Consider the following 22504-nt stretch of genomic DNA (forward strand, 5'->3'; position numbering starts at 1 on the left):
GCGATGGAAGGAAAACCGCCCGGTGGCATCCCCATGCCTGGCCGGGCGGCGGCTCCAGCCTAACCGATTCCCTGCGCGGCGGCAGCGCCGGAGTCAGTGGAAATCGCGCGAGCGACTGTCCAGCTCGCCCAGCCACGCGCTCATGTCGGTGAGCCGCCGGGCGATCAGGTGGGCCACGCCGTCGACGCACTCCCACTGCCCTTCCACCCCGAGCAGGCGCGCCTCCAGATACGCGCGCCATTGCCGCTCGGCCACCTGGCTCCACACCACCACGTTGATCGCGCCGTGCTCGTCTTCGATGGTGATGAAGGTGACGCCGCTGGCGGTCTGCGGGCGCTGGCGCTGGGTGACCAGGCCGGCGGCGCGCACCGTGCTCTGGTGCGCTTGGCCGCGGAGACTGCGCGAGTCGGCGAAACGCGCTGCGTGCAGGCGCGGGCGGATCAGTTGCAGCGGGTGCGGGCCGAGGCTGAGTCCGGTGCGCGCATAGTCCGACTGCAGGTTTTCCGCCACCGACGGCACCGGCAGCACGACGGCCTCTTCCGCCGGACTGGCGCGCCCGAACAACGGCAGCTGCGATTCGACCCCCGCCACCGCCCACTTCGCGCGATGGCGATGACCCGCCAGGCCGCGCAAGGCGCCCGCCTCCGCCAGCAGTTCCTGCTGGCGGCGGTCGATGCCGGTGCGGGCGCACAGCTCCGTCACGTCGACGAAGGCACGCACGGCGCGCGCCGCCGAAATCCGCCCGGCGACGTCTTCGCGAAAACCGCGCACTTGGCGCAGCCCGAGCCGCAGCGCCGGCTGATCGCGCCCGTCGCCCTCCAGCGTGCAGTCCCAGTCGCTGTGGCGCACGTCGACCGGGCGCACCGTGATACCGTGGCGCTGCGCGTCCTGCACGATCTGGCTGGGCCCGTAGAAACCCATCGGCTGCGCGTTGAGCAGCGCGCAGGCAAACGCGGCCGGCTCGTGGCATTTCAGCCAGCAGCTGGCGTAGACGATGCCGGCGAAACTGGCTGCGTGACTCTCGGGAAAACCGTAGCTGCCGAAACCCTTGATCTGCTCGAACAATCGCGCGGCGAACTCGGCGGTGTAGCCGCGTTCGAGCATGCCGCGCATGATCCGCTCGCGGTGATGCTCCATGCCGCCGTGGCGTTTCCACGCCGCCATCGCGCGGCGCAGCTGGTCGGCCTCGCCGGCCGTGTAGCCGGCCGCCACGATCGCCAGCTTCATCACCTGCTCCTGGAACAGCGGCACGCCCAGGGTGCGTTCGAACACCGCCTTCAGATCCTCCGAGGGATAGTCCACCGGCTCCTCGCCGCGCCGGCGGCGCAGGTACGGATGCACCATGTCGCCCTGGATCGGGCCGGGCCGCACGATCGCCACCTGGATCACCAGGTCGTAGAAATTTTCCGGGCGATGCCGCGGCAGCATCGCCATCTGCGCGCGACTCTCGATCTGGAACACGCCGACGGTGTCGGCACGCTGGATCATCTCGTACGTTTGCGGGTCTTCGGCCGGCAGCGTCGCCAGGCTGTAATCCTGGCCGCGATGCGCGCGCAGCAGGTCCAGGCAACGGCGCACGCAGCTGAGCATGCCCAGCGCCAGGCAATCGACCTTGAGCAGGCGCATGGTGTCGAGGTCGTCCTTGTCCCACTGGATGATGGTGCGATCGGGCATCGCCGCGTTTTCCACCGGCACCAGCTCGGCCAGCGGCGCGTCGCTGATCACGAAGCCGCCCACGTGCTGCGACAGGTGCCGCGGCATGTCGCACAACTCGGCGGTAAGTTTCAGCACCCGGCGCAGTACCGCGCCCTGCGGGTCGAAACCGTGTTCGCGCAGGCGTTCGTCCAGCGATTGCTCACCGCGCCAGCCGAAGATGCCGCTCAGCTGGTCCACCTGGTCCGGCGGCAGGCCCAGCGCCTTGGCCACGTCGCGCACGGCGCTCCTGCCGCGATAGCAGATCACCGTGGCCGCCAGCGCGGCACGCTCGCGACCGTACTTGGCATAGATGTACTGGATCACTTCCTCGCGCCGCTCGTGCTCGAAATCCACGTCGATGTCGGGCGGCTCGTTGCGCTCCTTGCTGATGAAACGCTCCACCAGCAGGTTCATCCGCGCCGGGTCGACCTCGGTGACGCCGAGCGCGAAACACACGGCGGAGTTGGCCGCCGAGCCGCGACCCTGGCAGAGAATCCCCTTGCTGCGGGCGAAGTGCACGATGTCGTGCACGGTGAGGAAATAGGACTCGTACTTCAGATATTCGATCAGGCCCAGCTCGTGCTCGATCTGTGCGCGGACTTTCTCCGGCACGCCATCCGGCCAGCGCCAGCGCATGCCTTGTTCGGTGAGATGGCGCAGCCAGCTGCTGGCGCTGTGGCCGGCCGGCACCAGTTCGGCGGGGTAGCGGTATTCCAGTTCGTCGAGGCTGAACGTGCAGCGCGCGGCGATGGCGGTGCTTTCGAGCATCAGCGCGGCAGGGTAGATCGCACCCAGTGCCTCGCGCCGGCGCAGGTGGCGCTCGCCGTTGCGGAAGATCAGCGCACCGGCTTCGGCCAGCGGCACGCGATGGCGGATCGCGGTCAGCGTGTTCTGCAACGCCAGCCGGCGACGCACGTGCATGTGCACGTCGCCGGCGGCAACCAGCGGCAGGTCGAGGCTGTGCCCGAGCCGCTGCAGCTCGCGCAGGCGTTGCGCGTCGTCCGGCCCGTGATGCAGTTCCACCGCCAGCCACGCCCGCTCGGCGAAGGTGTCGCGCATCCAGCGACCGTGCGCGACATCGGGCTCGCGCCCGGGCAGCCACAGCGCGAAGGTGCCCGGCACACCATCGGCGAGATCGGCGCGCTGCAGCCGGTACGTGCCCTTGGCCGCGGCGCGGCGGCCACGGGTGATCAGCGCGCACAGTGCGGTATAGCCGGCCTTGTTCTCGCACAGCAGCACCAGTTTGGGGCCGTCGTCGAGCTGGAATTCGGCGCCGACGATCAGCTTCATGCCGGTGGTGCGCGAAGCTTCCAGCGCGCGCACGATACCGGCCAGCGAACACTCGTCGGTGATCGCCAGCGCCTCATAGCCGCAAACCTTCGCGCGTTCGAACAACTCGCGTGCACTGGACGCGCCACGGCCGAACGAGAAGTTCGACAGGCAATGCAGCTCGGCATACGCGTTCATGCGAACCAGCCGTGCAGCATCCAGCCGTCGCGCTCGCCCGGCGCGCAAAATGCCCAGCCGCGCTGGCCTTGCGCGGTTTCCACCACGTAGTAGTCGCGGCACACCTCGCCGCCATCCCACCAGCCGGTTTCCAGCCGCTCGGGGCCGGCCAGGATCTGCGGGGCGGGACCACGCAGGGGAATCGGCCGCTCGAGCAGCCAGGTCGGTCGCGGCGAGGGTTCCTGCCAGTCGTCATCGTGGGCCGTCACTTTCTGCGCCAGCTCGGGCCGCGGATCGGTGGTGCTGCCCAGCCGATGCACGGCGCGATCGCCCAGCCGGGCACGCAGGCGTTCGCGCAACTGTTCGATCGGCAACGCATTGGCGGGGCGTTCGTCGAACAGGTCGCGGCCGGCCGGCACGAACGCAGGCAGGTCGCGCGCGAGCAGGCGCATGGCGATGACCGGTTGCGGCAGTTGCACCTGCTCCAGCCGCGCGCGTGCCAGTTCGAACAGCATGCCGGCCTCGCGCTCGGGTGCGAGCAGGCCCACCTTCACCTCGGTGTATCCCTCGCGATGTTCCAGCTGCAACGTGAAACGCTGCACGCCGCCATCGCGACCGGCCAGGTAGGCGGACAGGTCGGCTGTCATCCGCCGCAGCGGAAACACCAGCGCGCCGATGGCTTCGACTTCATGCGTGAGTTCGATGCGCAGGTCGAAGCGGTCGGGTGGCCGATACGCTTCCAGGCCGGCCGGGGCCGCGCCGGTCAGCCGATCCAGCGCCAGCAGCAACTCCGCACCGAAGCGCCGGCGCAGGCCGTCGCGCGGCAGCGCCAGCAACTGGCCCAGCGTGCGGATGCCCATGCCCGGCAAGGCGTCGGCCGCCGCCGCAGGCAGGCGACTCTGCGACAGCGGGATGCGCTGCAGCGCGTGGCGCAGCTGCTCGTCGGTGAACACCGCCTGGCCGTCGGCGACACCGGTCAGCACGTGGGCCGCATGCGGCGTGGGCGCGGCGCTGATCCGGTGGCGGAAACCCAGCGCGTCGAGATCGGCACGCAGCAGGCTTTCCAGCCGCGGCCACGAGCCGAACAAGCTCAGGCTGCGGCTGACCTCCAGCACGATCGCGTGCGGCAACAGGCTCACCTCGGCGCTGTAGCGATAGGCCACCGCGGCCAGGAACCGATGCCAGTGGTCGACCCGCTCAGGCTGGTACGGCAGCGCCTCGAATTGCGCCAGCAGCGCCTGCGCCGCGCTCAGCCGCTGGCCCACGCGCAGGCCGGCCTCGCGCGCGGCCGCGTTCGCCGCCACGATGCTGCGCGCATGCCCGGTGCCGGCCACCAGCACCAGCGGCCCCGCGTCCGGGCGGCGGCGGAGGACACCGTCCAGTGCCAGCTGCGGCAACAAGATGCAAGCCCACAACATGCGCGGCCACCATCAATGCAGCGCCGCGGTGGGCAGCGGCAGCGGTTGCGCCGGCACCGCGCCGCCCCGGCATTTGCGCACCCATACCCGCGCCTGCGGCCGTGCCTCCAGCTCCAGCCGCAACGCCGCCGGCGAGGCATTGGAGAGATGCCGGCGATCGCGGAACGCGAAGGCCAGCGCGCGGCCGCCGTCGGCCGCCACCTGCAGGCGCCGCAGCGCGCGATCGTCCGCCTGCCGCGGCCACGCCAGCACCGCCGCGCAGCTGCCCGAGCGCAGGCATTGCTCCGTCGCCCACAGCACGTCGGCCTCGGTCGCGTTGACGATCTCGACCCGACGCATGTCCACGCCGTGCTGGCGCCAACCGGCCACGCAGGGCAGATACGGCGGCGCCACCAGCACCACCGGCCGCGCACCCTGGCTGAGGCGCGCCAGCGTGGGCAGCACCAGTTGCAGTTCGCCCACGCCATCCAGCGGCAGCAGGATTTCCGACAGCGCCGCCGCCGGCCAGCCGCCGCTGGGCAGCACCGCATCCAGCGCGGCCCAGCCGGTCGGCTGCTCGCCGGCCGGCGGCGGCTCGGCCCGGCCGCGCCAGACCCGGCGCGCATCGAGCAGGTTCGACAGGGGCAGCACGGCCGCCATCAGCCGCCCCTCAGCAGGCCGGCGAACAGGCCTTCGATGGCGAAATCCTCGGTGGGGTCGGGATCGATCGGCTGGTAACCGGGGCTGTTCGGCAGCAGCCGGATCACCTCGCCCTGCCAGTACAGCCGCTTGATCGTGAAGCGGTCGCCGCCGACGCGCGCCGCCACCACCTGGCCGTGCCGCGCCACCGGCGTGGCGTGCACGCCGACCAGGTCTTGGTCGAGGATGCCCTCGTCGCGCATCGAGTCGCCGACCACCCGCACCAGGTAATCCGGCGTGAGCCGGAACAGCCAGCGCGACACCCGCAGGCTGCGCTCGATCCGCGACTCGGAGAACAGCGGCTCGCCGGCGGCGATGCGGCCGACCAGCGGCAGCTCCAGGGTATCGGCATCCAGCGCGTCGGGCGCATCCACCAGGCGGATGCCGCGCGAGCGGTGCGGCTCGATCGCCAGCCGCCCCTTGGCCTCCAGCGAACGCACGTGTTTGAGCACCGCGCTGACGTGGGGCAGGCCCATCGCCTGGCCGATCTCCTCCAGCGTGGGCGCCTGCCCATCCCGTGCCACGCGGGCGCGGATGAACTCGAGGATGTTGGACTGGCGGCTGGTCAGGTGCAGGCTCATGGTTCCGGCATTTTCACCTCAAAAGGTGAAAATTGAAAGTACCCGGAAATCATCCCCGCCGACCTCAATTGCGCAGCGGCACCCGCGCGCGGTGGTCCGCGTCGGCGTTGCGGCCGAGCACGTCGGCACGTTGCAGGGCCCGCCGCGCATGGCGCTCCTCGCCCAGTTGCCGATAGACCCGGGCCAGCCCGAGGTAGAAACGCGGGTCGCCGTGGTACAGCCGGATGGCGCGCCGGTAGTGCTGCACCGCGCCGGCGTAGTCGCCCCGTTTTTCGTCGTCCATGGCCAGCAGGAACTGGAAGTACGGGTCCTTCTGCTGCACCTTTTCCAGTCGCTGCTGGAAGCGGGCGCGGCGCGCCTCGTCGCCCTGGCTGCGATACAGCGTGACCAGGTTGAACAGCGCGCCTGCATGCGTCGGGTCCAGCGCCAGCGCCTGCAGATAATTGCGCTCGGCGCCGCGCAGGTCGCCCAGGCGCAGCCGCAACACGCCGGCATTGGCCCGACCGCTGGCATAGCGCGGCGCCAGCTGCAGCGTCATCGCCATGTAGGGGGCGGCGACCTTCGGGTCGTCGTCGGCCAGCAATTCGGCGGCGCGGTTGTTGTAGTAGAGCGCCAGCAGGCGCTGGTCGGGAATCGGCTCGGGCTGGTGCCGCGCCAGCACCTCGTCGCGGGCCACGTCGACGGTGTAGCGCATGCGGCCGATCGCGACTTGCGCATTGACGTGGTTGAAGCGGTAGACCACATTGTCCTGCACGCGCCAGGCCACGACGTCGTCGATCTCCTGCGCGCGGGCCTCCAGCCCGGCCTCGCGCGCCAGCGCCACGGTGAGCAGGGTGAAGGTGAGGCAGTTGGCCTGGCGCAGCCGGTACGCCTGCGCCACCGTCAAGGTGGCGTCGGCGGCGTAGGTCATGCCCAGGCCGGAAGGATCGAACAGGAACGCCACCAGGCGCTGCAGCCGCTGCCGCTCCGACCCGCCACCGCCGGTGACCTGCTGCTGCAGTTGCGCGCGCAAGGCCGGCGGAATCGCCATGACCTGTTCGGGAGGCGGCATCGGCTCCGGCGGCGGCATGGCCGGGGCGGGCGCGGTGGCCACCGACCACGCCAGGATCGCCGCATGCATCCAGGCCACCATGCCGGAACCCTCCACGCACAAGGCGGGAACGTTTGACGCGGTCAGTCTAGACCTTTTCGCACGCACCGAACGGCGCGGTGAATCAGGCCTTGCGCAGCAGCCGGTACGCGGCGGTCTCCAGTGCGCTCACCCCTTCGGCGGCGAAGCCCGGCTGCTCGGCCAGGATGTCGCGGCGCTCCAGCAACTCCACCACCCAGTCGCGGCCGTAACGCTCGCGCACCTCGGCCTCGGACACGGCAAACGGCGGGCCCTGCTTTTCGTGCGGCGGATAGTCGAGCGTGATCAGCAGGCCGCGGCAGCCGACGGGCAGCCTTGCATGCAGTTCGTCCACGTAGCGACGGCGCAGCTCCGGCGGCAGCGCGATCAGCGCGGCGCGGTCGTACACCGCCGAGCAATCGGCGAGGAGGTCGGCGTCGAGCCCGAACACGTCGCCGCAGATCAGCTCGATGTTGCCGGCCACGTGGCGACGGCCACAGGCCGAGGCGGACACCTGCGGCGTCAGTTCGTGTTCGGCGAAGAACTGCTCCACCGCCAGCGGCGACAGCTCCACGCCCAGCACGCGATGCCCCTGCGCGGCCAGCCAGACCATGTCCAGCGACTTGCCGGCCAGCGGCACCAGCACGCGGGTGTCCGGCGCCAGTGCCAGCGCCGACCAGTGCGCGAGCAGCAACGGCGTGGGTCGATCCTGATGAAAGCCGGTGCGACCCTCGCGCCAGCGCCGATGCCAGAATTCGGGTTCCATGGCCTGTCTCCGGTGAACATGCCCGCGCACGGTAACAGGGTGTGCGTGACGCTTCAGCCGTGCCGGACCATCCAGCGCAGATAGCCCAGATACAGCACGGTGGCCACCAGCGGCAGCGCATGCCAGGCGTATGCACCGGCGCCGCCACCGCACACTTGCAGGCCCAGCACGATGAGCGCGCTGCACAGGCAGGCACCGGGCAGCACGAAGATCGACAGGTTCAGCACCCGCAACTGGCGCGGGCGCAGCGAACGCCCGCTGGCCATGCCGCCGCCGGAAAATGCCACCAGCATGAACAGCAGATACGCCAGCAGCAGCTGGCCGAACACTCCCAGCAAGGTCCATCCCCACGACATGCCGTTTCCCCCTTGCGCGCCACGCCGGCGAAGTATCGCAGGCCTTCCCCGACAGGTGCTGGAGACCGGAAACCGGCGGCAGCAATCGAGCAACTGAAAGATTGCATATCAGGCGCGGCGTGTGCATCATGCAACCTCAAGGTTGCCATTGAGGATGACCCATGAGTTCGTCGACCGATCGCATCGAACAACACATCCTGCTCCGTGCACCGCTCGAACGGGTGTGGCACGCATTGACCGACGCCCGCGCATTCGGCGCCTGGTTCGGCATGGCGCTGGACGGCCCCTTCGTCGCCGGGCAGCCGATCACCGGCACGATCCAGCCCACCCAGGTCGACGCCGACGTCGCAAAGTTGCAGGCGCCGCATGCCGGCACGCCGTTCACGCTGTACGTCGAGCGCATCGAACCGATGCGCGTGTTCGCCTGGCGCTGGCACCCCTACGCGATCGAGGCGGGGATGGACTACGACAAGGAGCCGACCACCCTGGTCACCTTCGAACTCGAAGCGGTGGCCGAGGGCATCATGCTGCGGCTCACCGAGTCCGGCTTCGACCGGTTACCGGCCGCGCGCCGCGACGCCGCACTGCGCGCCAACGCCGGTGGCTGGGCCATGCAGATGGGGAATATCGAGAAATATGTCGCCGCGCACTGAACGCTCCCGACGCAAGGCCGCCGCGTTGTCCGCCAGCGCGCCGGTGTTCGCCGCGCTGGGCGATGCCACCCGGCTGCGGCTGGTCGTCGCGCTGTGTGCCGGCGGCGCGCTGTCGATTGCCCAGCTCACCGCGGGTACCACCATCACCCGCCAGGCAGTCACCAAGCATTTGCAGGTGCTTGCCGATGCCGGCCTGGTGCAGGACTTGCGCCAGGGCCGCGAGCGGCTGTGGGAGTTCACGCCGGCGCGGCTGGACGAGGCACGCCAGGCGCTGGACGCGATCAGCGCGCAGTGGGGCGCGGCGCTGGCGCGGCTGCAGCGTTTCGTCGAATCGTGATGGCGAGCGCGGGCTGCCGAGGTGCCGCGGTGGATGCAACGGCGGCGTGATGCGCCGAAGCCGGGGCGCCTATGGCGCGCGGCAGCTCGACGGCAGGTAGGCGGCCTTGAGCGTGGTGCGGTTGGTGCCGATGGCCGACATGCCCTCCGGTGCCGGCGATTCGCCGCAGGCCCAGGCAATCGGGCTGTGCGGGCTGCCCTTCACCACCAGCGGCCGCAGGCTCAGCACCTGGCCTTGCAGGGCGCTGTTGATGTTCCTGTCGCGGAAACGGATGTTGATCACGCCGTCGTCGACGGTCACCGCGCCCACGTAATGGCCGATGATCGACCCCGCCGACGGCACGCCGCTGGCGCGGTTGTCCGCGGGGAAGTGACCGAACTGGCGGTAGTAGTCGACGATCTTCGGCTGCACGAACGAGCCCAGCGAGAACGCCTCGGTGGTCTGCGCGCGAATGACGTAGCTCTGGTACGCCGGGATCGCGATCGCCGCGAGGATGCCGATGATGGCCACGACGATCATCAGTTCGATAAGCGTGAATCCGCGTTTGCGTGTCATCCTCAATGCACTCCCACCATGCTGGCGACCGAAAAAATCGGGATGTAAAGCACCGTGACCATGACGCCGATCAGGATGTAGAACAGCACGCGCGAGGCCAGGATCAGGCGGTCGCGCGACGATTCGAGTTGGGCCTGGGCGGTGGTCCAGTGCAGGCGGCGCTGCCATTCCAGTTCCACGCCGAACGTGCCCAGGCGCTCGGCCTGCGCGAGCTTTTCGCCCAGTTCGCCGGCGAGCGGCGTCCCCGCTGGCCAGCCGGCCACCCGCAGGGCCGGCTCCAGCACCGCCGCATCCGTCACCCCTGCCGCCTTGAGCGCAGCGGCAAACTCCAGGCAGCGCAGCACCTGGTAGGCGGCCGCGCCCTTGCCATCCAGCCAGCCGGCACGGGCGCGCCCCAGCGGTTGCAGCTGCGCCATGCGACGACGCATGCGCAGCCATCGCGTCGCCAGCAGCACCAGCACGATGGCCATCACCAGCAGCGGCGCGAACAGGCGGATGGCGCCGTTCGCGGCGATCCAGTCGGCGGCGCCGTGCACGCCCAGCGTGCGGTCGAGGTGACTGAAGGCCGGCAGCACGTAGGTCGCGTAGATGAGCGCGATCACCAGCGCCAGGCCCAGCAGGAACAGCACGTACGAAAGAAAGGTGCGCACCGGCCGCCACCAGTCCAGCGCGAACAGCCGCGCCTCGGCCAGCGAGTGGATGAACGCGGCTTGCACGCCGGCCGCGCTGCCGCCAAGTTCCTTCGCTGCCGCAGCCAGGCGCGGGCCCATGCCGGCATCGGCGAAGCGGGCCGGGCCGTCCGCCGCATCGCCGCCGCCGAGCAGCGCCACGGCATCCGCGCCCAGCACCTCGCGCAACCGCGCATGCGCCGCCGGCTCGTCCAGGCCGCTGGCGAGCAGATGCGCGTACTGGCGCGTCACGAAATCGCGGGAGTCATCCAGCTTCAAGGCATCCATTCGCAATCACCGGCAAGAGGGCGGGAGGTAGTCCACGGGGAGGGTGGTCCGGTTCGCGGCCGTGGCCTCGACCGTTCCGGACACTGGCGTGGCGTAACCGCACAGGAAGGAAACCGTCGGCTCCTCGGCCGACCCCATCAGCTCGGGGCGGAACGACAGCCGCCCCCGCACACCGCCTGTCGCCACCGCGCCGCTGCGGTTGCCGGCCGGCAGCGACTGGCCCAGCACTACCTGCGCCGTGATGACGCCACCCTCCGCCAGTGAGAGGTTCTCCACGTGCGACCCCGCGCGCGCGTCGCCGAGGATGTTCGGGTCGCCCGCCGAGGGCCATCGACCATGTTCGGCGCGATAGACCCGGGCATTGACTTGCGGGGCCCACGCCAGCGAGACCGCGTCCAGGGTCTGCGCCATGAGCATCACGCGGCTGCCGAAACCCGTGGCGACCGCCACCACGGCTGCCACGATCGCGCCAGCGGCAATGAGTTCCAGCGCGTCGGGCCCCCGCACTTCACGCGTGCGGCCGATCGCTGTCCGATGCAGTCTTGCTCCCATCGTTCGAGCCTAGCACAGCGCCCTGCGGCGCCGGAACGACTGCCTGGCGGCCCTCCTGCGAAGTGCGCGGTGGAAAGTTGCCGCCGCCACGATCACGCGGGTGGCAGCCCCTCGACGCCATGACGCGGCGATGATCCATCGACGACCGGGCATTCACCCGCCCGGACACTGGCGTAGGACGTCCATCTAACTCTGGAGCACTCCCATGTCCAAGGGCGACAAATCCTCGTACACCGCCAAGCAGAAGCGCGAAGCATCCCACATCGAGGAAAGCGAAAAGAAAAAGGGCAAGTCGGAGAAGACGGCCGAGCGCATCGCCTGGGCCACCGTGGACAAGCGCGATGGTGGCGGCAAGAAGAAGTCGTGAGGGCAGCGGCTACCGACCCCGGTTCCCCACGCATCTGCCGGCAACGCCCGAACCACGGGCGCACGCCACCGGGCTGCCCCGCTATATTGCGTGGCAGGCACAACGGGGAACAGTCGATGTCCGATGGCGATGACGAAGACACAGACGGCGGCGAGTTCGGCATGTCCGTCGGCGAGGACGGCGAGGTCACCTTCGTCGGTCGCCCGCCCTGGGGCACCAAGGCCGCCAAGATCCCGGTCAACTCGAAGGCAAGCCAGGGGCCGGTGGAGGACCGCCGCCACATCCTGCACTGGGGCGAGCAACTGCGGCCGATCCTGGCCTCCGTCATGACGGCCATGTTCCAGCTGCACGGCCGCAGCGGGCCGGCGATCGAGAAGGCGCTGCGCGACCCGCTGAAGGGCCGGGTGCAGCGCATCGTCGGCACCGATGCCCACGCGATCGCCGAGCGGGTGGCGAAGGAGATCAACGGTGCCGTGATCAACCTCGTCGCCGATCGCGCCGACATCAACAAGGCCATCGAACACGTTCGCGCCCGCGTGCGAAACCTGACCCGCCGATTGACCGACGACCCCGCGCTCACCGCCAAGGTCGCGAAGGCCATGCGGGAGCCCTTCCCCAACGACGCGATCATGGACGTCTACCTGGACGAGGCGGCGCAGGAACTGCTGGGCGGGACCAGCGACAGCACCGCGATCAAGTCGCGGGTCCAGGACATCGGCTTCCAGATCGTCGGCCTGGTGCAGTCCTGCCGCGCGCCGTGCGATTTCGTGATGATGCTGCACCACGTGGCCGATTCGGTCACCTTCGACCTGTCGCAGAAAGCGGAGCGCGAACAGACTCGCCGCACGCTGGAATGGCTGCGCCGGATGGAAGCCAACGTGCGCGAACCCGCCGACATCCGCTACGAAGCACTGCTGACGCTGCTGGACTGACCGGCGACTCCCGCGCGACACGGCGGCGAGGAAAACCGGGGGCATACACCACCCGCCGGTCGGCCGTGAGCGCCCAGGGCACGTAACTCTCCGCCGAAGTTCGCGGCAGCACGCCTTGCGGGAAATTCTGCGGAACGAAGCTGCGCGGATCGCCAAAGCTGCGGATGAGGAGCACGGACATCGACTTGCCCCAGGACAGGAACCACCAGTGGAGACGAGCGGCACGACGCCCGCGGTGGCGCAGTTGGCCGGAATCAAGGCTGCAGAGGCAGGCGACGTTACTCGCCAAGCAGCGTCACAGAAAGTTGCTCCCGACGCATTTCCGATTTAATTAGCCACGTCCCCTTTAATTCGCGTTTCGCCCCATGCAACGCAGCGGCCCCGAGAGCGACAAACGCGGCTCCGATACCAAAGAAGCTGGAGCCAGCTCCCATGCTGGCTGCGACGAAAAAGATGCCGCCAGCGGCAATGAATAGATAGCCACCAAGTTTTTGACCCTGGATAGTCGACACGTCGCGATGCCCCTTTTGGGTTCTACCCCGTTTCCACGGACGGTTTGATTAAGGCTGAAAACTCCCGGTCGCGCCGGGCAACTCTACGACGCATGCGCGGGTTGTGGAACCGCTCGAGGTAATCGAACAGATCGGCCCGCGCCTCGTCGCGAGTCCGGTAGCAGCGATGGTGCACCCGCTCTCTTTTGAGCATCCCGAAGAAGCCCTCGCAGGCTGCGTTGTCGGCGCAGTGGCCGACCGCACTCATGCTGCTCACCAAGGCGTTCCCGCCCAGGAACTTCTGATACGTGCCGCTGATGAACTGGCCACCGCGATCGGAGTGCAGGATGACCTCCGAGCTTTCCTGCCGCTGCCACACCGCCATCTGCACCGCCCGCACGACCATGTGGCGATCCTGGCGGTGATGCATCGACCAGCCCACGACGAGCTTGCTGTACAGATCGACCACGACGCACAGATATAGCTTGCCTTCCTGCGTCACGACCTCGGTGATGTCCGTGACCCACTTGGTCTCCGGCTCGCTGGCGTGGAAGTCCCGTTCCAGCCGGTTCTCGATCCCCACGGGCCGGGCGCCCGGCTTGCCGCCGAAGCGACGCTTGGTCCGCCGTGGCCAGCCCTGCAGGCCAGCGCGGGCCATCAGGCGAGCCACCCGATTGACGCTGGCATGCATGCCCTCATCGACCAGGTCCTCTTGCATGCGTGGGGCGCCGATCACGCCCTTGCTGTCCTCGTGGATCTCCCGGATGCGCTCCAGCAGGCCCGCGTTGGCCCGCGCACGCGGGCCCGGCTTGCGCCCGACCCAAGCGTAGAAACCACTCGTTGAAACCTCTAGGCAGCGGCACATCATCCCGCCGGGATAGTCGCTGCGGCAGCGCTCAATCACCGCGTACCGTTCGGTGATTGCTTCGCGAAGTACGCTGCCGCGTCTTTTAAAAAATCCCGTTCCTTCGTGACCCGTGCCAGTTCGCGCTTAAGGCGAGCGAGCTCCTCGTCACGCGGGGTACCACCCCCGGGGAAAGCTTTGCCGCCTCCCGCCTCGGCCTCCCGAACCCAGCGGGTCAGCATGTTCGGATTGACGCCGACCTCCAGGGCGACCTGGCGGCAGCTCGACTTCGACCGCCGAACCAGTTCGACGATCTCTTGTTTGTACTCAAGGCTGTAACGCTTGCGCTTGGACATGAACACTCCTCTGGCCCAGTATGGGGCTTAGTGAAAGTGTCCGCGGAATCGGGGTAGAACCCTTTCGTCTAACGCAGAGCTAAGCGGCGCGAGCCCGCGTAGCGGGTGAGCGTCCGCTTGAGCGCCGTGTTAGGACGAAGGCCGGTCATAGTTGACCCATACCCTGTACGTGGTGACACCCTTAACCTCGTAAGTATTGAACGAGCTGAATACGAAATTGCCTTTGGGCTGTGATTGCGGAGCCATCTGAACCTTTGCGCCCGCTGCGACGGCGAGCTGCGCCTGTGCAGCGAGTTCTTGAAGATTGGTGCCTTTGAGGTCTGGCGTTTCCAGAGTGCCATAAAGCTTGTAGAGGCATTCGTAAGTCCAGGCCCAGCGTCTCGCTGCGTCCTCGCTACTTGTACCTTCGTAAGTGACGACGACGATTCGCCAAAGCACACCATCCTTTAGATAAAACTGTACGTTTTGCTTTTGGTCGCACAGCGTTGCGTTATAAGTTTCCAAGTCGCCATTCGTAAAGGCATCGTACGGGCCGTGATCGGTGACCGCACGAATTTGCGCTGCCGTCATGCCGAAGGCCCAATGTCCAAACCCACCCGCGATTGCGACGGAAGGAGCGACGAGCAGCGCGACAACAAACGGTAACTTCATCACTGAGTCCTAACGAGGTTGTAGAAAAAGTCCTTGGTCAAGAAATTTGCCGATTTCCGGGGGTACTTCGACCCCTCCCAAGGTGCTGCGCGTCGATTCTAGCGCCTCCTGTGAGGGCGATTTTCGGCGCCGCCGCGATCAACTTGGCAAACCGACTTTTTCTACAACCTCAACGCTGGAGTTAAGCGGCGGCGAAGCCGTCCGCCTTGAACGAACTGTTAGCCGCCTACGAAGTTTACCTATTGGCGCTGTTGAGCTTGGCTTGAAGCTCGGCTACTTGCACTCGAAGCTTGGCGTTCTCCTCCGAGAGCGACTGAACATTGTCTTGGCAAGCGATGTTAGTTGCCGCCATAGACCCGACGAAGCCGCCCGCCGGGATACGAACGCTTGAACCGTCGCGGCGTGTCACTGTTGTGCAACCAGCTAGAGTCATCACGCACAAGGTGACGATGGTGAAGCACAGAAAAAGGTTTTTATGGAACATCGTAATTCCCCCTGGTGCGTTGCATGTGCGACAACTCGGCTAACGCTTGAGTTGAGCGGCGGCGTAGCCGTCCGCCTCGAACGAGTGGTTAGGTGTCAGGTGCCGGTAACAGCACGAGAGCGTTTGCGCTTGCGTAAGTAGAAAATTGCGATCGAGGCAGGAACGGCCCAAATAGCTGGTGCAACGAAAGGCGAAAATATCAGAACCCCGAGGCCCTCCATACCTGACGCAGCATGACCCATCTTGAGCTCTACGATTAGCTGCACAGGTTTTATGTACACGTCCCATATAGCAGCCAATCCTTCCGCCACATACATAGTTGGAGGAGTGTAGCCGGGAGGACGCCCATCCGTTGCGAGAGCGGCTGAAAACGTAAGCCCCGTTGCAAGCCCAATAATAATAAGGCCAGCGGCGCCAATGACTAAGAAGCAGACCAGGTACGTTAGAAGAAATTTCCGGGTCATCGCGGCGCCTAACGCTTGAGTTAAGCGGCGCGCGGCTCTTTCGCGCGTCCGCTTGGACGAAATGTTATGCCGGCGACAAGGCAGAAAACAATGCCTGAGAGCAAGCCGAATAAGGCATAAATAAGGATATCTTCGGCGTGAAGCGAGGTGGAGCCAAAAAGGATCCAAACATAAGCTGGTGACACAACGATGGCCGCAATCATTGCCCCTATGCAAACAGGCAGGAAAGTCAGTACACCGCGCGCCCGTAGACACAGTACGTATGGAAGTCCGATGACAAGCATCGCAGTATAGGTCGCCGGCAAGGTGTAACCGAATACCAAGTATAGATCGTCCCGTCCCTTGAGAGCACCGATGCCTTTGGTAAAGAGGCCAAATAGCAACGCCAAAAGATTTAGTCCCATAGGTACGGCCCAAGGCGTAACCAGCGTGGCTAACCAGATTGAGCGGTGATGTTGGGTCATTGAGGCATAACGCTGGAGTTAAGCGGCGGCGAAGCCGTCCGCCTTGAACGAGTAAAAAGAGACTTCCTCCCCTTTCGGCCTCGAGGGCCATGATGGTGTTGCGACACAACCGTCAGCAGAAGAGGAAGTCTCCATGAGCACTATAACCCTGGGTGTGGACTTGGCGAAGAACGTGTTTTCGGTGTGCGCGATGGATGGCGCCGGACACGTGCTGGAACGACGGGAGTTCAAGCGTGAGGTCTTCGCCGTGTGGCTGGCGCAGCGGCCGGCGGGGACGGTGGTGGCGATGGAAGCCTGCAGCGGGGCCCATCACTGGGCACGGCGGTGTGAAGAGTACGGGCTGCGGCCGCGGCTGATGGCTGCCCAGCTGGTCAAGCCGTACCGCAAGAGTCAGCGCAGCAAGAACGACCGCAACGACGCCGAGGCGATCGCCACGGCCGCCCGCCAGGGCAACATGCGTTTCGTGCCGATCAAGACCATCGACCAGCAGGCCCGGCTGTCCTGGCATCGGGTGCGCGAGGGTTACAAGGCGGAGAGTCTGGCGATCGGCAACCGCCTGCGCGGCCTGCTGGCCGAGTTCGGCATCGTGATGGGCAAGAGCGACAAGGCCCTGCGCCGGGTGCTGGCCGATCTGGATGCACACACCGCGCTGCCGGCAGAGTTCAAGGCGTTGATCCGCAGCGTGGAGGCCCACTGGACCCAGGTCCGCACGGCCTTCGACGCGTGCGATGCACGCATCGAAGCCCATGTGCGCGATGACGAGCGGTGCGTGCGCCTGCGCGCGATCGTCGGCATCGGCGCGCTCACCGCAGACGCCCTGATCGCCAGCCTCGGCAAGGCGCAGGAATTCCGCAATGGCCGGCAACTGGCGGCGTGGCTCGGCATGGTGCCGACCCAGCACTCCAGCGGCGGACACACGCGGCTGGGTGCGATCAGCTGTCGCGGCGATGGCTACCTGCGCACGCTGCTGATCCAGGGCGCGCGCAGCAGCCTGCAACGGGCCAAGGTGGTCGCCACGGGAAAGGCCACACCCGAACAACTCTGGATTCGGTCACTCGCGGTGCGGTTGCCATTCGGCAAGGTGCTGGTCGCCATCGCCAACAAACATGCGCGCCAGTTGTGGGTGATGCTGGCTCACGAGGTGGATTACGACCCCTGCGCCAGCCAGCGTCGCCCGCTGCATTGCCCCGCTCAACTCGCTTGAGGAACCTTGCTTTCGATTCACGGTCAGCGCTACGCGGCAACAACGGGTCAGACCCACCCGGAGAGAACCTGACTAACATTCTGGACGTCCAAACGTGTTTCGGCCGATCCCCGAACATCGACGACACCGCTGAACGAATGAGGTCTCCGGGCGCGGTTTATACCCTGGTCCGAGCCGGCACCATCGACTCAACAAGACCGTCTAAGGAAATGCAGTCTGGCAACGTTCGACGCCGCATCCCACTGACCACGCAGCACGCAGCACGCAGGACAACCCGATCACCAGCAGTCGCCCGAAAGCTCAGGGCAAAAGCATCATGCGCCCGGGGTTGACGGGAAGTCTCCTAAGGAAATGTTAGCGCTTCGAGAGCGCTGCACGAAGAGCCTTTTCGTAGTCGGGCGAGAGAAAAGGAACAAGACAATACCAATATTTTTGGCTGTGCAGGACGATGACCCGCTCGCGAGCCTCCGGTGCTGGGGAAGCGCACGGAACTACGATTTCTTGTGGCGAGGTAAGACGGCCCTTCAGCACCTCTGTAAAGACCACGCGCACTATTCGGCGATCAGGCACCACAAAACCCGATCTACCGGACAGAAGATGCTTCTCGTAGTCAGGCCAGCGGTCAGCGACGACGTAACCGACCTCAATATTGTCTGCATCTCTAGCATCGACCTTTGGGTCGGGCAGGTTCATAGAGCATGCAATCGCCGCTTGGCTGAAAGCTGCAAAGAAGATCATCAGGATCGCGATATTTTTCATGTGCTAACGCTGGAGTTGAGCGGCGCGCGGCTTTTTCGCGCGTCCGCTCGGACGAATGGTTAGACCTTTCGTGCGAGGTCAGTCGAAGCTGTACTGGCGCCCTTCCAGCTCTCCAGCGCTTGATAGTGTTACGTTGAAACGCTTGAACAACGAAAAGAATTCGGTGGGGCTAAAGTCGTGCGAGACCTTCCTTGCGGGAATAGTCTCAGCATTTCTCATGTCTGCGGCAGCGTCATCAAAGTTGGCCGCCTGGACCAAAATAAACGAGGTGCTCAAGACGATTTCTTGGCCTTCTGCGGCGAGTGCAGATGATACGTACGTCTCGATGCCAACCAGAAACTCGCCAGCTTTGATTAGGCCTTGGCTTTCTAGCCAGCTTCCGGCGTCGTCTTGGTCTGCCCTATCTGCGGCTGCGCTACCCAAAAGATCGTTGTACTGGGTCGAAGCTTTAAAGGTGTCTGAACTCATGTGGGATACTTCCTTGCAGTCAATAGTTGTTGGGTCACGTTGCCGGATTGGTTCGAGAAAGGTCTAACGCTTGAGCTCAGCCGCCGGCAGCCCGCGTAGCGGGATGGCGGGAGAGTTCCTACGCAAAAGTGGACACCGGTTGGTTAGCCGTACTGTGCCTCGAACTCGATGGGAGAACGATAGCCCAAGGCAGAGTGTAAGCGCTTGCTGTTGTAGAAATCGATGTAGCTGCGCACGGCGCTTCGCAGCGAGCCTTCGGTGCAGAAGCTGTCGCGGTGATACATGTCCGATTTCATCGACTTGTTCCACGACTCCATGTGCGCGTTGTCGGTCATTCGATGCGGGCGGTTCACGCTCTGCACCAAGCCCGCCCTGGCCAGCATGCGTTTGAAGTCGCTGGCCAGAAACTCCACCCCGCGATCACTGTGCAGCAACGTGCCGGCCGGCGGTTTGCGTTGGCGCAACGCCGCTGCCAACGCCCGGCGCGTCAGGTTGGCCGTCCGGTCCGTTCCCAGCGACCAGCCCAGCAGGCGCCGCGAATAGCGATCCATGACGGTGGCGAGGTAGCGCCATGAACCCGATACTTTCAGATAGGTGACATCGGTGACCCAGACCTGATCGGGCCGATCCACCGTCAGCTCGTGCACCTGGTTGTCGACGCTGGCGAAGAAGCGATCGACACCCGGACAACGTCGATACAGATCGGCAGAGCAGCCACGGATGGCATGGTCCCGCATCAAGCGCTCGACCCGGCGGCGTCCGACGGATTCACCGTTGCGTTGCAGGCCGGCGTGGACCCGCGGGCTACCGTAAGTCTGCCGGCCTTCGGCGTGCACGTGGCGAATGCTCTCAAGCAGTCGTGCATCCTCCTGCGCACGCGCGCTCGACGGTCGATCCCGCCAGGCGTAATACCCGCTTGGACTGACCCCGTACAGCCGGCACAACAGCCTCACCGGGTGGTGCTCTTGCTGACGGATGAAGGCGAAGATGTCGGCCTTGGACTGGAAGTGAACGCGATCGCTTTTTTTAAAAGGTCATGCTCGATCTTCAGCTGCTCGTAGGCCTTCTTCACCCGACGCAGCTCCTTCAGCTCCGCTGCCACGGCTTTGTCGACCGCCACACCCTTCGTCATGATCAATCCCTCGCGCGCCTGTTTGCGCCAACGAGACAGCATGAACGGGTGGATGTAAAGCGACTGGGCAACGTCACCCACCGCGACGCCCGGTAACAGGCTCAAACGGACAGCGGTTGCCTTGAATTCCTGGGTATAGCGGTAGGTGGTTCGTGGACCTGGTTTGGGCATCTTGTGGACTCCTGAAGTGGTAGTTCAGGGTGTCCACTAAAGCGTAGGAACTGTCCGGTCGGCTGCAGCGAACTGTTATATTTTGAACGCTTTGAAATCTGGGTCATCAGTTGATAAATCACAAAGGCCTTTCACCATGCCATACAAGTGTGCAACCGCGCTAGTTGGCGTGTGGCTCGATAAATTACACGTATTGGCAATGGTTGTTACGAAATTATGGATTCTTGTGTCTATGTTCTTTGGCTGCAACTCGTGCGCCAATTGACCTCTAATGGTATTCAGCTCTTTCACTTGCTGCCACAGCCAGGCAGGTTCCTCGTTTGGTAGGCACATGGCTTCCGCTATTTGGATGCACTGCGAAAAGCGGAAACTTTGGCTTTTGAATGCCTTGGGGTTTGGTAGGCGAGAATGGATGAACTTGTGGACCAGACGCTCTATGAGAAGTTGACCCTTGAGAACGACTAATACGTTGTCCGCTCCTTCATTTGGTAGATTCTCGGCAATCTCGTTGTACGCCTGCCAGTCACTTTCCGAAGCGTTGGCCAAGTCCTTGTGTAAGTTGAGAAAGAACTGGAGGACTTCGGACTTCTCCGTACCCGCTTCAACAGCAGCCCGACACTCCGCGATGTTCTGCTCTAAAAGCTCCAACGTTAGCAAGGGACTCTCCGAGAAATATAACGCTTGAGTTGAGCGGCGGCGGAGCCGTCCGCCTCGAACGAGATGTTAGACGGCGGCCTGTGCATATGCCAGCTTGACTGCCTGCCAGGCGTCCGATGCGCTTTGAAAGACTGGATCTTGAAGCCATGAATAGCCCCAGAGCCGCTCATGTTGAGAGATACGTGATGCAATGTTGGATTGCGCGTCGCGCACCAATGCACTTGCGAGGATGGGGCCAGCGTCGGCAAGTAGAGACTTGTAAATCGAGCGATCCTCAGCGCGCGAAGTGGCCTCGGACGATTGCTCCAGGGCAAGAACGTATTTGACGAGTGACTGGATGGCGTCCATGACTGAGCCGTCTAACGCTGGAGTTAAGCGGCGGCGAAGCCGTCCGCCTTGAACGAGTAAAAAGAGACTTCCTCCCCTTTCGGCCTCGAGGGCCATGATGGTGTTGCGACACAACCGTCAGCAGAAGAGGAAGTCTCCATGAGCACTATAACCCTGGGTGTGGACTTGGCGAAGAACGTGTTTTCGGTGTGCGCGATGGATGGCGCCGGACACGTGCTGGAACGACGGGAGTTCAAGCGTGAGGTCTTCGCCGTGTGGCTGGCGCAGCGGCCGGCGGGGACGGTGGTGGCGATGGAAGCCTGCAGCGGGGCCCATCACTGGGCACGGCGGTGTGAAGAGTGCGGGCTGCGGCCGCGGCTGATGGCTGCCCAGCTGGTCAAGCCGTACCGCAAGAGTCAGCGCAGCAAGAACGACCGCAACGACGCCGAGGCGATTGCCACGGCCGCCCGCCAGGGCAACATGCGTTTCGTGCCGATCAAGACCATCGACCAGCAGGCCCGGCTGTCCTGGCATCGGGTGCGCGAGGGTTACAAGGCGGAGAGTCTGGCGATCGGCAACCGCCTGCGCGGCCTGCTGGCCGAGTTCGGCATCGTGATGGGCAAGAGCGACAAGGCCCTGCGCCGGGTGCTGGCCGATCTGGATGCACACACCGCGCTGTCGGCAGAGTTCAAGGCGTTGATCCGCAGCGTGGAGGCCCACTGGACCCAGGTCCGCACGGCCTTCGACGCGTGCGATGCACGCATCGAAGCCCATGCGCGCGATGACGAGCGGTGCGTGCGCCTGCGCGCGATCGTCGGCATCGGCGCGCTCACCGCGGACGCCCTGATCGCCAGCCTCGGCAAGGCGCAGGAATTCCGCAATGGTCGGCAACTGGCGGCGTGGCTCGGCATGGTGCCGACCCAGCACTCCAGCGGCGGACACACGCGGCTGGGTGCGATCAGCTGTCGCGGCGATGGCTACCTGCGCACGCTGCTGATCCAGGGCGCGCGCAGCAGCCTGCAACGGGCCAAGGTGGTCGCCACGGAAAAGGCCACACCCGAACAACTCTGGATTCGGTCACTCGCGGTGCGGTTGCCATTCGGCAAGGTGCTGGTCGCCATCGCCAACAAACATGCGCGCCAGTTGTGGGTGATGCTGGCTCACGAGGTGGATTACGACCCCTGCGCCAGCCAGCGTCGCCCGCTGCATTGCCCCGCTCAACTCGCTTGAGGAACCTTGCTTTCGATTCACGGTCAGCGCTACGCGGCAACAACGGGTCAGACCCACCCGGAGAGAACCTGACTAACATTCTGGACGTCCAAACGTGTTTCGGCCGATCCCCGAACATCGACGACACCGCTGAACGAATGAGGTCTCCGGGCGCGGTTTATACCCTGGTCCGAGCCGGCACCATCGACTCAACAAGACCGTCTAAGGAAATGCAGTCTGGCAACGTTCGACGCCGCATCCCACTGACCACGCAGCACGCAGCACGCAGGACAACCCGATCACCAGCAGTCGCCCGAAAGCTCAGGGCAAAAGCATCATGCGCCCGGGGTTGACGGGAAGTCTCCTAAGGAATTGTTAGAGCGTACTCGCTGCACAGCATGTGTGACTAGCGCAATGGGAACT

The 22504-nt window shown here is 65.4% G+C and carries 27 protein-coding genes; 6 read left to right on the top strand and 21 right to left on the bottom strand.

The window, feature by feature from the left end; genetic code table 11:
- Positions 1–93: 93 nt before the first annotated feature.
- From ACFCQI_RS04570 to ACFCQI_RS04600, 7 genes are all read right to left on the bottom strand, one after another.
- Positions 94–3162 (bottom strand): error-prone DNA polymerase, encoded by a 3069-nt coding sequence (locus tag ACFCQI_RS04570; protein ID WP_395120206.1) that lies wholly within the window; start codon positions 3160–3162, stop codon positions 94–96.
- Positions 3159–4559 (bottom strand): Y-family DNA polymerase, encoded by a 1401-nt coding sequence (locus ACFCQI_RS04575; RefSeq protein WP_395120207.1) that lies wholly within the window; start codon positions 4557–4559, stop codon positions 3159–3161. Before ACFCQI_RS04575 ends, ACFCQI_RS04570 begins: the two co-directional genes overlap by 4 nt.
- Before the next feature lie 12 nt (positions 4560–4571).
- A complete protein-coding gene (gene imuA / locus ACFCQI_RS04580; protein ID WP_395120208.1) occupies positions 4572–5198 on the bottom strand; it encodes a translesion DNA synthesis-associated protein ImuA in 627 nt (208 codons plus the stop codon).
- On the bottom strand, positions 5198–5818 hold the full coding sequence (gene lexA / locus ACFCQI_RS04585; protein WP_395120209.1) for a transcriptional repressor LexA: 621 nt from the start codon (positions 5816–5818) through the stop codon (positions 5198–5200). Before lexA ends, imuA begins: the two co-directional genes overlap by 1 nt.
- A gap of 64 nt (positions 5819–5882) precedes the next feature.
- Entirely contained in the window at positions 5883–6950 is a 1068-nt protein-coding gene (locus tag ACFCQI_RS04590) for a tetratricopeptide repeat protein (RefSeq protein WP_395120210.1), read from the bottom strand.
- Between the two features lie 82 nt (positions 6951–7032).
- Positions 7033–7692 carry a thiopurine S-methyltransferase gene (locus tag ACFCQI_RS04595; RefSeq protein ID WP_395120211.1) on the bottom strand — a complete coding sequence of 220 codons (660 nt, stop codon included), beginning with the start codon at positions 7690–7692 and terminating at the stop codon, positions 7033–7035.
- A 53-nt stretch (positions 7693–7745) separates the two neighbouring features.
- Positions 7746–8048, bottom strand: coding sequence for a hypothetical protein (locus ACFCQI_RS04600; protein ID WP_395120212.1), 303 nt, complete (start codon positions 8046–8048; stop codon positions 7746–7748).
- 161 nt (positions 8049–8209) lie between these two features.
- Between ACFCQI_RS04600 and ACFCQI_RS04605 the strand changes: the two genes are divergently transcribed.
- Positions 8210–8701, top strand: coding sequence for an SRPBCC family protein (locus ACFCQI_RS04605; protein ID WP_395120213.1), 492 nt, complete (start codon positions 8210–8212; stop codon positions 8699–8701).
- Positions 8685–9038: an ArsR/SmtB family transcription factor gene (locus ACFCQI_RS04610; protein ID WP_395120214.1), complete on the top strand. Its 354-nt coding sequence runs from the start codon at positions 8685–8687 to the stop codon at positions 9036–9038. The genes ACFCQI_RS04605 and ACFCQI_RS04610 overlap by 17 nt, the downstream gene beginning before the upstream one ends.
- A 69-nt stretch (positions 9039–9107) precedes the next feature.
- Here the strand turns inward: ACFCQI_RS04610 and ACFCQI_RS04615 are convergent, their stop codons facing one another.
- Genes ACFCQI_RS04615 through ACFCQI_RS04625 form a run of 3 tightly spaced genes read right to left on the bottom strand, consistent with a single transcriptional unit; the run spans position 9108 to position 11101 of the window.
- Positions 9108–9593 (bottom strand): pilin, encoded by a 486-nt coding sequence (locus ACFCQI_RS04615; protein ID WP_395120215.1) that lies wholly within the window; start codon positions 9591–9593, stop codon positions 9108–9110.
- Between the two features lie 2 nt (positions 9594–9595).
- On the bottom strand, positions 9596–10549 hold the full coding sequence (locus tag ACFCQI_RS04620) for a hypothetical protein (protein ID WP_395120216.1): 954 nt from the start codon (positions 10547–10549) through the stop codon (positions 9596–9598).
- 6 nt (positions 10550–10555) lie between these two features.
- On the bottom strand, positions 10556–11101 hold the full coding sequence (locus ACFCQI_RS04625) for a hypothetical protein (protein WP_395120217.1): 546 nt from the start codon (positions 11099–11101) through the stop codon (positions 10556–10558).
- Positions 11102–11306: 205 nt separating this feature from the next.
- Between ACFCQI_RS04625 and ACFCQI_RS04630 the strand changes: the two genes are divergently transcribed.
- On the top strand, positions 11307–11468 hold the full coding sequence (locus tag ACFCQI_RS04630) for a hypothetical protein (protein ID WP_395120218.1): 162 nt from the start codon (positions 11307–11309) through the stop codon (positions 11466–11468).
- A 116-nt stretch (positions 11469–11584) separates the two neighbouring features.
- Positions 11585–12400 carry a hypothetical protein gene (locus ACFCQI_RS04635; RefSeq protein ID WP_395120219.1) on the top strand — a complete coding sequence of 272 codons (816 nt, stop codon included), beginning with the start codon at positions 11585–11587 and terminating at the stop codon, positions 12398–12400.
- A gap of 278 nt (positions 12401–12678) precedes the next feature.
- Here ACFCQI_RS04635 and ACFCQI_RS04640 read toward each other — a convergent pair whose 3' ends face one another.
- The 5 genes from ACFCQI_RS04640 to ACFCQI_RS04660 form a co-directional block, all read right to left on the bottom strand.
- Complete coding sequence (locus ACFCQI_RS04640; RefSeq protein WP_395120220.1) at positions 12679–12912, bottom strand: hypothetical protein; 234 nt, start codon at positions 12910–12912, stop codon at positions 12679–12681.
- A gap of 22 nt (positions 12913–12934) precedes the next feature.
- Positions 12935–14091 (bottom strand): IS3 family transposase gene (locus ACFCQI_RS04645; protein WP_395120221.1). Its coding sequence is split into 2 segments (ribosomal slippage): positions 12935–13842 and positions 13842–14091, totalling 1158 coding nucleotides; the frame shifts between segments, so codons are not numbered across the junction.
- A gap of 129 nt (positions 14092–14220) precedes the next feature.
- Complete coding sequence (locus ACFCQI_RS04650; RefSeq protein WP_395120222.1) at positions 14221–14742, bottom strand: hypothetical protein; 522 nt, start codon at positions 14740–14742, stop codon at positions 14221–14223.
- A 235-nt stretch (positions 14743–14977) separates the two neighbouring features.
- The gene (locus ACFCQI_RS04655) at positions 14978–15226 is read right to left on the bottom strand and encodes a hypothetical protein (protein ID WP_395120223.1); all 249 of its coding nucleotides are present in this window, start codon (positions 15224–15226) and stop codon (positions 14978–14980) included.
- 484 nt (positions 15227–15710) lie between these two features.
- Positions 15711–16154, bottom strand: coding sequence for a hypothetical protein (locus ACFCQI_RS04660; RefSeq protein ID WP_395120224.1), 444 nt, complete (start codon positions 16152–16154; stop codon positions 15711–15713).
- 133 nt (positions 16155–16287) lie between these two features.
- Between ACFCQI_RS04660 and ACFCQI_RS04665 the strand changes: the two genes are divergently transcribed.
- The gene (locus ACFCQI_RS04665) at positions 16288–17358 is read left to right on the top strand and encodes an IS110 family transposase (RefSeq protein WP_395120225.1); all 1071 of its coding nucleotides are present in this window, start codon (positions 16288–16290) and stop codon (positions 17356–17358) included.
- A gap of 354 nt (positions 17359–17712) precedes the next feature.
- On the opposite strand, the gene ACFCQI_RS04670 is transcribed toward ACFCQI_RS04665, so the two are convergent.
- The 6 genes from ACFCQI_RS04670 to ACFCQI_RS04695 all read right to left on the bottom strand — a co-directional run bounded on the left by ACFCQI_RS04670 (position 17713) and on the right by ACFCQI_RS04695 (position 20893).
- Positions 17713–18117, bottom strand: coding sequence for a hypothetical protein (locus tag ACFCQI_RS04670; protein WP_395120226.1), 405 nt, complete (start codon positions 18115–18117; stop codon positions 17713–17715).
- 78 nt (positions 18118–18195) lie between these two features.
- A complete protein-coding gene (locus ACFCQI_RS04675) occupies positions 18196–18585 on the bottom strand; it encodes a hypothetical protein (RefSeq protein ID WP_395120227.1) in 390 nt (129 codons plus the stop codon).
- A gap of 143 nt (positions 18586–18728) precedes the next feature.
- On the bottom strand, positions 18729–19574 hold the full coding sequence (locus ACFCQI_RS04680) for an IS3 family transposase (RefSeq protein ID WP_395121250.1): 846 nt from the start codon (positions 19572–19574) through the stop codon (positions 18729–18731).
- Positions 19535–19888 (bottom strand): transposase, encoded by a 354-nt coding sequence (locus ACFCQI_RS04685; RefSeq protein ID WP_369491286.1) that lies wholly within the window; start codon positions 19886–19888, stop codon positions 19535–19537. The genes ACFCQI_RS04680 and ACFCQI_RS04685 overlap by 40 nt, the downstream gene beginning before the upstream one ends.
- 75 nt (positions 19889–19963) lie before the next feature.
- Positions 19964–20545 carry a hypothetical protein gene (locus ACFCQI_RS04690; RefSeq protein WP_395120228.1) on the bottom strand — a complete coding sequence of 194 codons (582 nt, stop codon included), beginning with the start codon at positions 20543–20545 and terminating at the stop codon, positions 19964–19966.
- Between the two features lie 66 nt (positions 20546–20611).
- A complete protein-coding gene (locus ACFCQI_RS04695) occupies positions 20612–20893 on the bottom strand; it encodes a hypothetical protein (RefSeq protein WP_395120229.1) in 282 nt (93 codons plus the stop codon).
- Between the two features lie 138 nt (positions 20894–21031).
- Here ACFCQI_RS04695 and ACFCQI_RS04700 point away from each other — a divergent pair, with 138 nt between their 5' ends.
- Entirely contained in the window at positions 21032–22102 is a 1071-nt protein-coding gene (locus tag ACFCQI_RS04700; RefSeq protein ID WP_395120230.1) for an IS110 family transposase, read from the top strand.
- Positions 22103–22504 lie beyond the last annotated feature (402 nt).

It is taken from the genome of Rhodanobacter sp. FW102-FHT14D06 (genome assembly GCF_043950705.1).
In the GTDB taxonomy this organism is placed as follows: domain Bacteria; phylum Pseudomonadota; class Gammaproteobacteria; order Xanthomonadales; family Rhodanobacteraceae; genus Rhodanobacter.

What these genes read in the sequence shown, in the direction of transcription:
- ACFCQI_RS04700 (WP_395120230.1), top strand. Translation starts at nt 21,032, where the DNA reads ATGAGCACTATAACCCTGGGTGTGGACTTGGCGAAGAACGTGTTTTCG.
- ACFCQI_RS04610 (WP_395120214.1), top strand. Translation starts at nt 8,685, where the DNA reads ATGTCGCCGCGCACTGAACGCTCCCGACGCAAGGCCGCCGCGTTGTCC.
- lexA (WP_395120209.1), bottom strand. Translation starts at nt 5,818, where the DNA reads ATGAGCCTGCACCTGACCAGCCGCCAGTCCAACATCCTCGAGTTCATC.
- ACFCQI_RS04630 (WP_395120218.1), top strand. Translation starts at nt 11,307, where the DNA reads ATGTCCAAGGGCGACAAATCCTCGTACACCGCCAAGCAGAAGCGCGAA.
- ACFCQI_RS04660 (WP_395120224.1), bottom strand. Translation starts at nt 16,154, where the DNA reads ATGACCCAACATCACCGCTCAATCTGGTTAGCCACGCTGGTTACGCCT.
- ACFCQI_RS04625 (WP_395120217.1), bottom strand. Translation starts at nt 11,101, where the DNA reads ATGGGAGCAAGACTGCATCGGACAGCGATCGGCCGCACGCGTGAAGTG.
- ACFCQI_RS04615 (WP_395120215.1), bottom strand. Translation starts at nt 9,593, where the DNA reads ATGACACGCAAACGCGGATTCACGCTTATCGAACTGATGATCGTCGTG.
- imuA (WP_395120208.1), bottom strand. Translation starts at nt 5,198, where the DNA reads ATGGCGGCCGTGCTGCCCCTGTCGAACCTGCTCGATGCGCGCCGGGTC.
- ACFCQI_RS04570 (WP_395120206.1), bottom strand. Translation starts at nt 3,162, where the DNA reads ATGAACGCGTATGCCGAGCTGCATTGCCTGTCGAACTTCTCGTTCGGC.
- ACFCQI_RS04695 (WP_395120229.1), bottom strand. Translation starts at nt 20,893, where the DNA reads ATGGACGCCATCCAGTCACTCGTCAAATACGTTCTTGCCCTGGAGCAA.
- ACFCQI_RS04635 (WP_395120219.1), top strand. Translation starts at nt 11,585, where the DNA reads ATGTCCGATGGCGATGACGAAGACACAGACGGCGGCGAGTTCGGCATG.
- ACFCQI_RS04650 (WP_395120222.1), bottom strand. Translation starts at nt 14,742, where the DNA reads ATGAAGTTACCGTTTGTTGTCGCGCTGCTCGTCGCTCCTTCCGTCGCA.
- ACFCQI_RS04595 (WP_395120211.1), bottom strand. Translation starts at nt 7,692, where the DNA reads ATGGAACCCGAATTCTGGCATCGGCGCTGGCGCGAGGGTCGCACCGGC.
- ACFCQI_RS04665 (WP_395120225.1), top strand. Translation starts at nt 16,288, where the DNA reads ATGAGCACTATAACCCTGGGTGTGGACTTGGCGAAGAACGTGTTTTCG.
- ACFCQI_RS04670 (WP_395120226.1), bottom strand. Translation starts at nt 18,117, where the DNA reads ATGAAAAATATCGCGATCCTGATGATCTTCTTTGCAGCTTTCAGCCAA.
- ACFCQI_RS04620 (WP_395120216.1), bottom strand. Translation starts at nt 10,549, where the DNA reads ATGGATGCCTTGAAGCTGGATGACTCCCGCGATTTCGTGACGCGCCAG.
- ACFCQI_RS04605 (WP_395120213.1), top strand. Translation starts at nt 8,210, where the DNA reads ATGAGTTCGTCGACCGATCGCATCGAACAACACATCCTGCTCCGTGCA.
- ACFCQI_RS04575 (WP_395120207.1), bottom strand. Translation starts at nt 4,559, where the DNA reads ATGTTGTGGGCTTGCATCTTGTTGCCGCAGCTGGCACTGGACGGTGTC.
- ACFCQI_RS04675 (WP_395120227.1), bottom strand. Translation starts at nt 18,585, where the DNA reads ATGAGTTCAGACACCTTTAAAGCTTCGACCCAGTACAACGATCTTTTG.
- ACFCQI_RS04685 (WP_369491286.1), bottom strand. Translation starts at nt 19,888, where the DNA reads ATGCCCAAACCAGGTCCACGAACCACCTACCGCTATACCCAGGAATTC.
- ACFCQI_RS04655 (WP_395120223.1), bottom strand. Translation starts at nt 15,226, where the DNA reads ATGTTCCATAAAAACCTTTTTCTGTGCTTCACCATCGTCACCTTGTGC.
- ACFCQI_RS04600 (WP_395120212.1), bottom strand. Translation starts at nt 8,048, where the DNA reads ATGTCGTGGGGATGGACCTTGCTGGGAGTGTTCGGCCAGCTGCTGCTG.
- ACFCQI_RS04590 (WP_395120210.1), bottom strand. Translation starts at nt 6,950, where the DNA reads ATGGTGGCCTGGATGCATGCGGCGATCCTGGCGTGGTCGGTGGCCACC.